Here is a 9883-nt window from a genome sequence, read left to right as displayed (position 1 = left end):
TAAGTAAAAGTCAAAATTTAATGTCTCATTTAGTGAAGCACTAAATTAATTTGCCACAGATTTCAAAGATTAACACAGATTGATTCGTTACACAGCTTAAAAATCTTTTTAATCTTTGAAATCTGTGGCAAAAACTTTTTTCCCTATTTTGATATTACGACAATATATCTTTCTAGTTACTTAAATACCTTAAATAATTTTTATTTAAAAGTCGTTTACAACTCGTAAACGCCTTTTTTTATGCTAAAAAACGAACAACGAACTGTTTATTTTTGTAATTTTATGTTTCAATTTTCTATCATGAAGAATAGCATTTATATCCTATTAATATTGCTAACAATTCTTGCTTGTAAACCTACAAAACCTTTGGTTTCAGGTATTGAAAAACATGTTGTAGCAAAAAACGATACCATTCGTATTGCAAATGATTCCTTGGAATATGAAGTAATTATTATTGATGCTGGTTTTAGTACTTGGCTCGCTTCAAGAGCTTATCCTCGAAATTATCATTCACAAAGTTATTTAGAAAATAAAAATCGAGTATATATTAGCGAGTGGAATAGTCGAGTAATGCAAACTATGAGCTATAACCCAAATTTATATGGAATGTCTATTAATTATGATTCAAACATTAATTATGGATATGAGGTGAATTATTTGATTTATAATTACATGATTTATTTTCAAAATACATTCAATCAAAAACTATTTGGTAATGTTCCATCAAGATAATGTTATTATATTTGTAATCATTATAAATAGAGATGGAAAAATTAAAACAACGCTGGGGAATTGAGTCCAATTTTCAACTTACAATTATATTTATTGTTTTTGCAATTACAGGCTCGGCTTCTGCATTTTTGTCAAAACCAGTTTGCCTTTGGTTAGGAATTACTAAAGAATCTCTAGGATTTTTGTTTATTCCGCTTCGGTTGATTTTGATATTTCCAATATACCAAGTGCTTTTAGTTTCCATTGGTTTCCTATTTGGTCAATTTACATTTTTTTGGAATTTCGAAAAAAAAATGCTAAAAAGTATGGGGTTGGGATTTCTCTTTAAATAAAAAAAGCCATTTTAAATTAATTTTTTTTTAGTCTTATTTTTCCTTTTTTATAACATAAGTATAAATCCAAGTCAAGGTAAAACTAGGAATAAAATCACTAAACGGAATAATTTCTTCAACAAAAGTCAAAACTCCAGCAATTTTTCCAACACGGCCTTTGTACATCCAAGTCATAAGAAATCCCGCTAATGGTGCCCAAATCACATCCGAAAATTCTCCAATAAATGGAACCGTAAACGAAAGCATTCCTATAGCGTCAAAAAACAATCCGAAAAGTAATTTTTTGTTTTTTGAAAGTGTTTCTTCCTGAATAATTACCTGATCTTCTTTTGTCATTTCATTTATTGTTTTTCAAGGTAAATATAGAAAATCTTTGTTTCTTTGTGAAAATTATTCCAAAATGATACACGCAAAAAACATACATAAATATTACGACCAACTGCAAGTACTCAAAGGCGTTGATTTGCATATCGAGAAAGGTGAAATCGTTTCCATTGTTGGCGCTTCTGGTGCTGGAAAAACAACGCTTTTACAAATCCTTGGAACACTAGACCAACCGAGCTTGAAAAGCGAACAGAGCCGAACTAAACTTACAATCGAAAACAGTATAACATTGCAAATCAACGGCGAAGATGTTTTGACGATGAATGATAAGGCATTATCTAAATTCAGGAATTTGAATTTGGGATTTATCTTTCAGTTTCATCAATTATTACCTGAATTTTCAGCTCTAGAAAACGTGTGTATTCCAGCTTTTATTGCCAATAAATCCAAACAAGAAACCGAAATCGAAGCTAAAAAATTACTAGATTATCTCGGGCTTTCACACCGCATCAATCACAAACCAAACGAACTTTCAGGTGGTGAACAACAACGTGTTGCCGTTGCCAGAGCTTTAATCAACAAACCAGCAATCATTTTTGCGGATGAACCTTCAGGGAATTTAGACACCGCATCGGCCGAAAATTTGCATCAATTATTTTTTAAACTTCGAGACGAATTTGGACAAACTTTTGTGATAGTAACCCACAACGAAGAACTCGCCAACATGGCCGATAGAAAATTGGTAATGGTCGATGGTTTGATTAGTAATTAAAAGTTATGATATTAATAGCATTAAGTTGGTTAGTTCTACTTCTATTCTTTATTCCCACTGGGATTGCACTGAAATCGCTATTAAATTTAAAATCCACTGGAAATTATATTCCAATTTTTTTAGGGATTTTTATTCAATGTTTGGGATTGAGCATTTGTGCTTTCTTTTTCAAAATTGGATTAGAACTATTTATTGCAAACTTTATACTCTCAATTGGATTATCAATTTGGAAATCAAAAGAAATAAAAGAAAATCTAAAAGGAATAAAATCTGATTTAAAAAATCTTTCCACTATTTCAAAGCTTAGTGTTGTTTCAATTTTTATTTTTTCACTATACAAATGCGCACAATTTCCATTTATAATTGATAATGAGAGTTATTATATTCAAACTATAAAGTGGTTGAATGAATATGGCTATGTAAAAGGCTTAGGGAATTTACACATCTATTTTGGTCAAAATTCTTCATTTCATGTTTTACAAGCAGGTTTTAATTTTAATTTTTTGACCGATAGAAGCAATGATCTCAATGGCTTTTTGTTAAACTTATCCTCTTTATATTTTATTACTGAATTTGAAAAAAGAAATAAAATCAATAGCGAAATTCATTGGATTGGGCTTGTTCTAGGATTCAATATTTTATTTTTCCAATTTATAAATGCGCCTTCCCCAGATTTATCAATAGTATTAATTTCACAAATACTTTTTTATTATTTTTTAGATAAAGAAGATAGCCTTGATAATTTTAAAATTATAACCCTTTTATTTCTTTTTCTAATTCTAGTAAAAATCACTATTGCACCTTTTGTTTTAATAATAATTTATCTTGCCTACAACAATAAAAAAAGAATCCTTTTTTTATTGATTTCTGGAGCAGTAGTTGCAGCGGTTTTAATTATTAAAAACACAATTATTACGGGTTATCCTTTATATCCGTTAAATGTATTTCCTATTAATACCGATTGGAAAATCCCTCAAGAACTATTGGAATTTATTTCTTATATCACACAAAAAGCAGGTTATTTTAAAAATAGTGCTTTACATAATCCTACTTTATTACAAAAATTAGATTCTTGGCTTCATCTTGGTGGAATCAACCGAATTTTCAATGTGGGAATGCTGTTTTTGTTTGGAATCGGAATTTTTACAAAAAAAATTCAGACACAAATCAGATATAAAATTCTGTATATAATTTTTTTAATTCACTTCATTATACTGTTATTAACTTCACCACAATTTCGCTTTTTCCTTCCTGAATTTGTATTTTTTTCCGTTTTGATTTTAAATTCTATTTTCACTCATTTTAAAACAAGTATCAAATTCATTCAGTATGCAGTATTAATTTCGATTGTTTTACCAATGATTCTAATAGAATTTATAGATTATAAAAATTTTACAGAAAACAAACTCCATCAACAAACAGAAAAAAACAGTTGGAATCAAATTTTAACACCCAACAAAAATTCGAAATATGCCGAAATAAAATTCGAAAAAATAAAAGAAGGAAATTTGAACTATTATTCTCCCACAGAAAACTTCTTCTTTTACGGAACAGCAAATGGGGAATTGCCTTGTGTGAACAAAGTTCAAATAGACTATTTAAAAAAGAAATACCATTTCAAACCTCAACTTCGAACATCGAATTTAGGTGACGGATTTTATTCAAAATCCACAATTAAAGATGAATAAAATAGAGCTCAAATCTTTCCTCGACGAAAAAGTCATACAATACAACACACTTGACTTTATAGAGAGTGATCCGGTGCAAATTCCGCATTTGTTTTCCCAAAAAGAAGACATAGAAATTGCTGGTTTTTTGAGTGCGACAATCGCATGGGGAAACCGTAAAATGATTATCAAAAACGCCCATAAAATGATGAATTTAATGGGGAATTCTCCTTATGATTTTGTGATGGCACATACTGAAACAGATATAAAAAAATTAGATTCCTTTGTTCACAGAACCTTCAACGGGCAAGATTTTTGTAGTTTTATTAAGGGATTGCAACACATTTATAAAAATCACGACGGACTTGAAGCGGTTTTTTCGAAAAACATGACTAACAACACTATAAATCTTCAAAATAATATCCACGAATTCAAGAAAGTATTTTTCCAAATTCCGCATGAATATAGAACGCAAAAACACATTTCGGATCCGCTGAACAATTCTGCTGCGAAACGCATTAATATGTATTTGCGGTGGATGGTCCGCCAAGACAACAAAGGCGTAGATTTGGGCATTTGGAAAAACATTTCGCCTTCACTCCTATCGTGTCCGCTTGATGTTCATTCTGGCAATGTGGCTCGAAAGCTAGGTATACTCACACGAAAACAAAATGACGGAAAAGCTTTAGCAGAATTAGATTCTCAACTACGGAAACTCGACCCAAATGATCCCGTAAAATATGATTTTGCTTTGTTTGGTCTGGGTATTTTTGAAGGGTTTTGATAGATAGCATTCAGATTTACAAATAATTAGAAGCAAAAAAAACATTAAATAATTAAAAATCCATTTGATTATTTGTAATAAAATATCTATATATTTGGAATTAAATATTATGTAACATTTGTCACACATAGCAACCCAAAATTGGGTGGCTTAGTATGATAATGTGAGTAGTATAAATGAGTTACCAGCAATATTCGCGCAGAATCAAGAATCTAACACAATTTTTAATAAAAAAAGCAGAAATTATAATTATGAAAAAAGCATTATTACTATTGATATTACCACTTTTATTTTCATTTAAAGACAATACTGTATCTGAAAGCAATATTCCTGAAAAAGAAAAAAATGAGCTAACTGAAGCAAAAGCATATAAAATGTTATATCAAAATCAGGTGGAAGCAAATGATGATATTCTTAAAACAATTTTTTACGCATTAGGAGGATTAGGAACTGCGGTGTTATTAGTTTTTGGTAGCAATTGGTGGTTTAATGATAAGAAAGTAAAAGAAGCAATGAGTGAAATTGACTCTAAAATTGCAGGAGTAAAAAAAGACGCTTTAAGTGAATTCACAGAAAAAATTTCATCTTTAACTTCTGAAAACATTTCGGAAATGAACCAAACACAAGCCAAACTTCAAGAAGATGTAACTTTGAGTATAAACAGTTTAACAGAAAAATTCACTGATTTTATTGATAAAACGAGAACAGAAATTAAAGAAGATAGTAGAGTAAACATAAGTAATTATCAAGATTTAATCAAATCTTACAATGATAATTTAACGCAACAATTAAGTTCTCTGAAAGAATCATTAGAAGAAAAAGTTAAACAATTAAATTCAAAAATTGATTTAAATGAAAAGAATCATAACAGAAAATTATCTGCTGAATCTCAACGATTAAAAAAAGAATTATTATCTCAAAATGCTCAAATTGCCTTTCTAAAAGGTAACTTTAATATTGCGTTAAAAGCATTTTTAGATCAATCTCTATTTGAATTTGAAATTGGTTATAGTTCAAGCTTTAATTATACTTCAAGAGAGATAATAAAATGTCTTGAAAAAGTTACTTTTATATATGATGATGAAGAATTGGCACTTAAAACTCTTGTAGAATTATCGAAAAATGAAAACGCAGAAACTACAGAAAAGATAGTTCAATTATACAAAAGTAAAGAAGTGAAAAACTTAAATTAATAAATACTGCTGGTAACAGGCGTTTGGCAAGATTGCTAATTTTGTAGTAAATTCACGTTTATTTCTCGCAAGAAATTTTATCTTTAACAGAAAATAGTCGGTTCCGAATCTCGCAACCTCGCCAAGCGCCGGAACGTTGGCAGAAATGCAATCGCACCGAATAGAAAACCGACCAAAATGTAAAATTTTTAAAAAATAAATGAAAATACTAAAATCAAAAAAGTTCCTTTACACATTACTAACTCTCTTTATTTTAACTACTATTAGTTTCTGGTGGGCAGATAATGAATTAAATAAAGTTTTAGGAAAATCAACAAAAGTTATTGATATTTCTTCAATTGTAAAACCAACCGAAATAATTCATATAAAAAACGTAAACATACTTTCAGAAGATTGTAGTCATTTCATTAAAAATCAAGATGTAATCATAAAAAACGGCAAAATAATTCGTTTAGGAGAAAATCAACTTGCCGAAATAAATGCATTTATAATTGATGGAATAGATAAATATTTAATTCCCGGTCTTATTGATTCTCACGTTCATTTAAAAGAAAGCAAAAACGATTTATTTTTATATTTAGTTAATGGAGTAACTTCTGTTAGAGAAATGGCTGGAAGACAAATTGCATTGGAATGGAGAAAATCAATAGAAAAAAACGGTATTGGACCAAGAATGTTTATTGCATCACCACCAATATTTAGTGAGAATGGATTAACAGGTCATTATTATCGTTGGACTAGACAATCAATCAATTATTCAACAAAAGAAGATGCTGATAAGGAAATAAAGAATACAAAAGAACAAGGTTATGATGCTGTTAAAATGTACGGTTTTGTTAATCCCGAAATGTTTAAAACTACAATAGAAATTGCCGAAAAATATAAAATTCCAGTTATTGGTCATATTCCATTAGTTAATTTAGAAATATTTTATCTATCAGGTCAAAAAGAAATTGCTCACGTTGAAGAAATAACTGTCAAAAATATAGATGATTTTGGAAAATCAATTTCTAAAAATCCCAAAGAATATCTAAATTTTTTAAAAGCAAATTCAAACAAAATTGCAAAAAAATTAAAAGAAAACAATATTTGTGTAACTTCTACTATTTCGTTAATTGAAAGTTTTCCAAAACAAAGATTTGATTTAAAATCGGAACTTAAAAAAATAGAACTAAAATATGCAAATCCTAAAATTATTGAAGGAACACCAATTTACAAATTAGGTTGGTTACCAAGTAAAAATGGATATGAATATGATGGAGAAGATAATCTCGAAGCAAGAAAATTATCAGCAATTTTTTGGGCAACTTATGTAGAAGCAATTCATATTATGACAAAAGCACTTGTTGACAATAAAGTTACGATTATGGCTGGAACAGATGCAAATGTTTCAACTATGGTTCCAGGATTTTCACTTCATAATGAATTACAATCGTTATCAAAATCTGGAATGACAAACTCTCAAACACTTTATTCTGCCACAGTTGAGCCGAGCAACTGGATGAAAAGAAATACTGGAAAAATTAAAATCGGATATAATTCAGATTTAGTGCTACTTTCCAAAAATCCATTAGAAGATATTAAAAACACAAAAACAATAGAATTTGTTTTCTTTGACAAAAATATGATCAATAAAGTACAAATCGCAACAATACTAAAAGCAATAGAAAATGCTAACAATGAAAATAGAGTTATAAAAATTGACGAATATATAAAATAAATGCACTATCTGCCAACAGCAGTTTGCAAAAATGCTAAAAAAATACTAGAAAATAGAAATCTAACTTTTTTTATGTAATTTTGAAATTGTAAATAAATAAAATGAACTTAATAGAAAATCATAATAAAGACATATTGAATTTATGCAAAACGCATAAAGTTAAATCTCTGTATGCATTTGGTTCAGTATTAACGGACAAGTTCAATAATGAAAGTGACGTAGACTTAATTGTAGATTTTGAACAATTAGATGTACTTGATTATGGAGACAATTATTATGATCTCAAATTCTCATTGGAAAATATATTTAAAAGGAGCGTTGACTTATTGGAAGAAAAAGCAATAAAAAATCCCTACTTCAGAATAACTCTAAATCAAAGTAAAAAATTGATTTATGGATAATAATATCAAAACTTGGCTCTATGACATTTTAAGTTCCATAAACGAAATTGAAAGTTATTATGTCGACACTCCCAAAAAGTTTGAAATTTATCAAAATGATTTGAGAACAAAACGAGCTGTAGAGAGAAACATTGAAATTATTGGAGAAGCAATGAGCCGAATTCTTAAAGAAAATAGTGGAATTCAAATCTCAAATTCAAGAAAAATTGTTGATGTTAGAAATAGAATAATTCATGGTTACGATTCTGTTTCTGATGATGTAGTTTGGGGAATTGTAGTTAAAAACTTACCTGTTTTACAAAAGGAAGTTGAAATTTTATTGGAAGAATAAAGCACTATTTGCCAACAACGGTTTTATTCAATTGCTCGAATTGTGCTTGTGGAAAATATATTTTCCGTAACTTCATTTTCTAGTAATGGAAACCAAAATGTTTCAATAGCCGCAACTGGAATAAAGCGGCGGAACTTTAGCGGTAAAGCCTAAGCAAATTCCGAGAATTCAAAAACCTAACGCAACAAACGAAATATTGCATTAGTTAGAAATAACGTACCTTTGCACAAATTTTAAGCAAAATGAGTACTTTCGAAAAATTCAATCTCCCAAAATCCGTACAAAAAGCGATAGATGATTTAGGTTTTGTTACACCTACACCTATTCAGGAAAAATCATTTTCGGTGATTATGTCGGGTCGCGATATGATGGGAATTGCTCAAACAGGAACAGGTAAAACATTTGCCTACCTTTTACCATTATTAAAATTATACAAATTTACACCCGGTCATACTCCAAAAATTGTAATACTAGTTCCTACACGAGAATTGGTAGTTCAAGTGGTAGAAGAGGTAGAGAAATTGACTCAATATATGTCTGTGCGTACCGTAGGGATTTTTGGAGGTGTCAATATCAATACTCAAAAAACCACTGTATATAAAGGCTGCGATATTCTAGTAGGAACACCAGGACGAGTTATGGATTTAACATTGGACAATGTAATCCGTTTTGAAGAAATGCAAAAATTAGTCATTGATGAGTTTGACGAAATGCTAAATTTAGGTTTCCGCACTCAATTGACTTCTATTTTGGCTATGATGCCAAAAAAACGACAAAACATACTTTTTTCGGCAACGATGACCGATGAGGTTGACGCTATTTTGAATGATTATTTTGATTATCCTCAAGAAGTTACCCTTTCGGCATCAGGAACACCACTTGAGAATATCAAACAATTTACCTATCAAGTTCCGAATTTTAATACCAAAATAAATCTTTTAAAACACTTACTACAAACCAACGAGGACATGAGTCGCGTGTTAGTTTTTGTAAATAACAAAAAGATTTCGGATATGGTTCACGAGCGAATCGAAGAAGATTTTGAAGGACAATTTGGCGTTATTCACTCTAATAAATCACAGAATTATCGTTTGAGTACCATGGCTACTTTCCAAGAAGGAAATCTTCGTGGATTAATCACTACCGATATTATGGCAAGAGGTTTAGATATTTCGAATATTACCCATGTAATCAACTTCGAAATGCCCGAAATGCCTGAATTATATATGCACCGTATTGGGCGAACGGGTCGTGCAGATGCAACTGGAACTGCTATCAGCTTAATTACTCCTCGTGAAGAAGAATCGAAAGTGGAGATTGAAGTGTTAATGAATCTTGAATTACCCTACGAAGTTTTTCCCGAGACTGTCGAAATTTCGTTGAAACTTATCGAACCCGAAAAAGACAGACAGCCTATTAAATTTTTGATGAAAAAGCAAAAACTAGAAGGTGAAGGTGCTTTTCAAGAAAAAAGTAAAAAGAATAAAAAAGTTAATCTTGGTGGACCAGGTGTAACCAAGAAAAAAACACACGGTTCTGTCAATAGAAATATGTTGAAAAATCAGGCCAAGAAACGTAAGGATAAAAAATAAGTGTTCGGTATTCAGTTTTTTAGTGTTCAACTTAG

At 29.9% G+C, this 9883-nt stretch carries 11 protein-coding genes; 10 read left to right on the top strand and 1 reads right to left on the bottom strand.

All coding sequences use genetic code 11. The annotated features are described in order from the left end of the window. Positions 1-300: 300 nt before the first annotated feature. Both RMO53_RS10385 and RMO53_RS10380 read left to right on the top strand, forming a co-directional pair. Positions 301-732: a DUF6146 family protein gene (locus tag RMO53_RS10385; RefSeq protein ID WP_310380322.1), complete on the top strand. Its 432-nt coding sequence runs from the start codon at positions 301-303 to the stop codon at positions 730-732. A gap of 32 nt (positions 733-764) precedes the next feature. Further along, positions 765-1064, top strand: coding sequence for a DUF6787 family protein (locus RMO53_RS10380; protein WP_310380320.1), 300 nt, complete (start codon positions 765-767; stop codon positions 1062-1064). A 33-nt stretch (positions 1065-1097) separates the two neighbouring features. Here the strand turns inward: RMO53_RS10380 and RMO53_RS10375 are convergent, their stop codons facing one another. Further along, complete coding sequence (locus RMO53_RS10375) at positions 1098-1400, bottom strand: hypothetical protein (RefSeq protein ID WP_310380318.1); 303 nt, start codon at positions 1398-1400, stop codon at positions 1098-1100. 64 nt (positions 1401-1464) lie between these two features. On the opposite strand from RMO53_RS10375, the gene RMO53_RS10370 reads away from it, so the two are divergent. The 8 genes from RMO53_RS10370 to RMO53_RS10335 all read left to right on the top strand — a co-directional run bounded on the left by RMO53_RS10370 (position 1465) and on the right by RMO53_RS10335 (position 9848). Further along, on the top strand, positions 1465-2160 hold the full coding sequence (locus tag RMO53_RS10370; RefSeq protein ID WP_310380316.1) for an ABC transporter ATP-binding protein: 696 nt from the start codon (positions 1465-1467) through the stop codon (positions 2158-2160). Between the two features lie 5 nt (positions 2161-2165). Continuing rightward, positions 2166-3848, top strand: coding sequence for an LIC_10190 family membrane protein (locus tag RMO53_RS10365; RefSeq protein ID WP_310380315.1), 1683 nt, complete (start codon positions 2166-2168; stop codon positions 3846-3848). Next, positions 3841-4611: a TIGR02757 family protein gene (locus RMO53_RS10360; protein WP_310380314.1), complete on the top strand. Its 771-nt coding sequence runs from the start codon at positions 3841-3843 to the stop codon at positions 4609-4611. Before RMO53_RS10365 ends, RMO53_RS10360 begins: the two co-directional genes overlap by 8 nt. 251 nt (positions 4612-4862) lie before the next feature. Next, positions 4863-5804 carry a hypothetical protein gene (locus RMO53_RS10355; protein ID WP_310380313.1) on the top strand — a complete coding sequence of 314 codons (942 nt, stop codon included), beginning with the start codon at positions 4863-4865 and terminating at the stop codon, positions 5802-5804. Positions 5805-6003: 199 nt separating this feature from the next. Continuing rightward, positions 6004-7524, top strand: a complete 1521-nt coding sequence (locus RMO53_RS10350) for an amidohydrolase family protein (protein ID WP_310380311.1) — start codon at positions 6004-6006, stop codon at positions 7522-7524. Between the two features lie 101 nt (positions 7525-7625). After that, on the top strand, positions 7626-7925 hold the full coding sequence (locus tag RMO53_RS10345) for a nucleotidyltransferase domain-containing protein (RefSeq protein ID WP_310380309.1): 300 nt from the start codon (positions 7626-7628) through the stop codon (positions 7923-7925). Continuing rightward, positions 7918-8256 (top strand): HepT-like ribonuclease domain-containing protein, encoded by a 339-nt coding sequence (locus RMO53_RS10340; protein ID WP_310380307.1) that lies wholly within the window; start codon positions 7918-7920, stop codon positions 8254-8256. Before RMO53_RS10345 ends, RMO53_RS10340 begins: the two co-directional genes overlap by 8 nt. A gap of 242 nt (positions 8257-8498) precedes the next feature. Beyond that, complete coding sequence (locus tag RMO53_RS10335; RefSeq protein WP_310380304.1) at positions 8499-9848, top strand: DEAD/DEAH box helicase; 1350 nt, start codon at positions 8499-8501, stop codon at positions 9846-9848. Positions 9849-9883 lie beyond the last annotated feature (35 nt).

Source organism: Flavobacterium sp. (assembly GCF_031409475.1).
Lineage (GTDB): Bacteria > Bacteroidota > Bacteroidia > Flavobacteriales > Flavobacteriaceae > Flavobacterium.
Note: the sequence above shows the minus strand (reverse complement) of the source record. Positions and strands in the feature narration are given on the sequence as shown.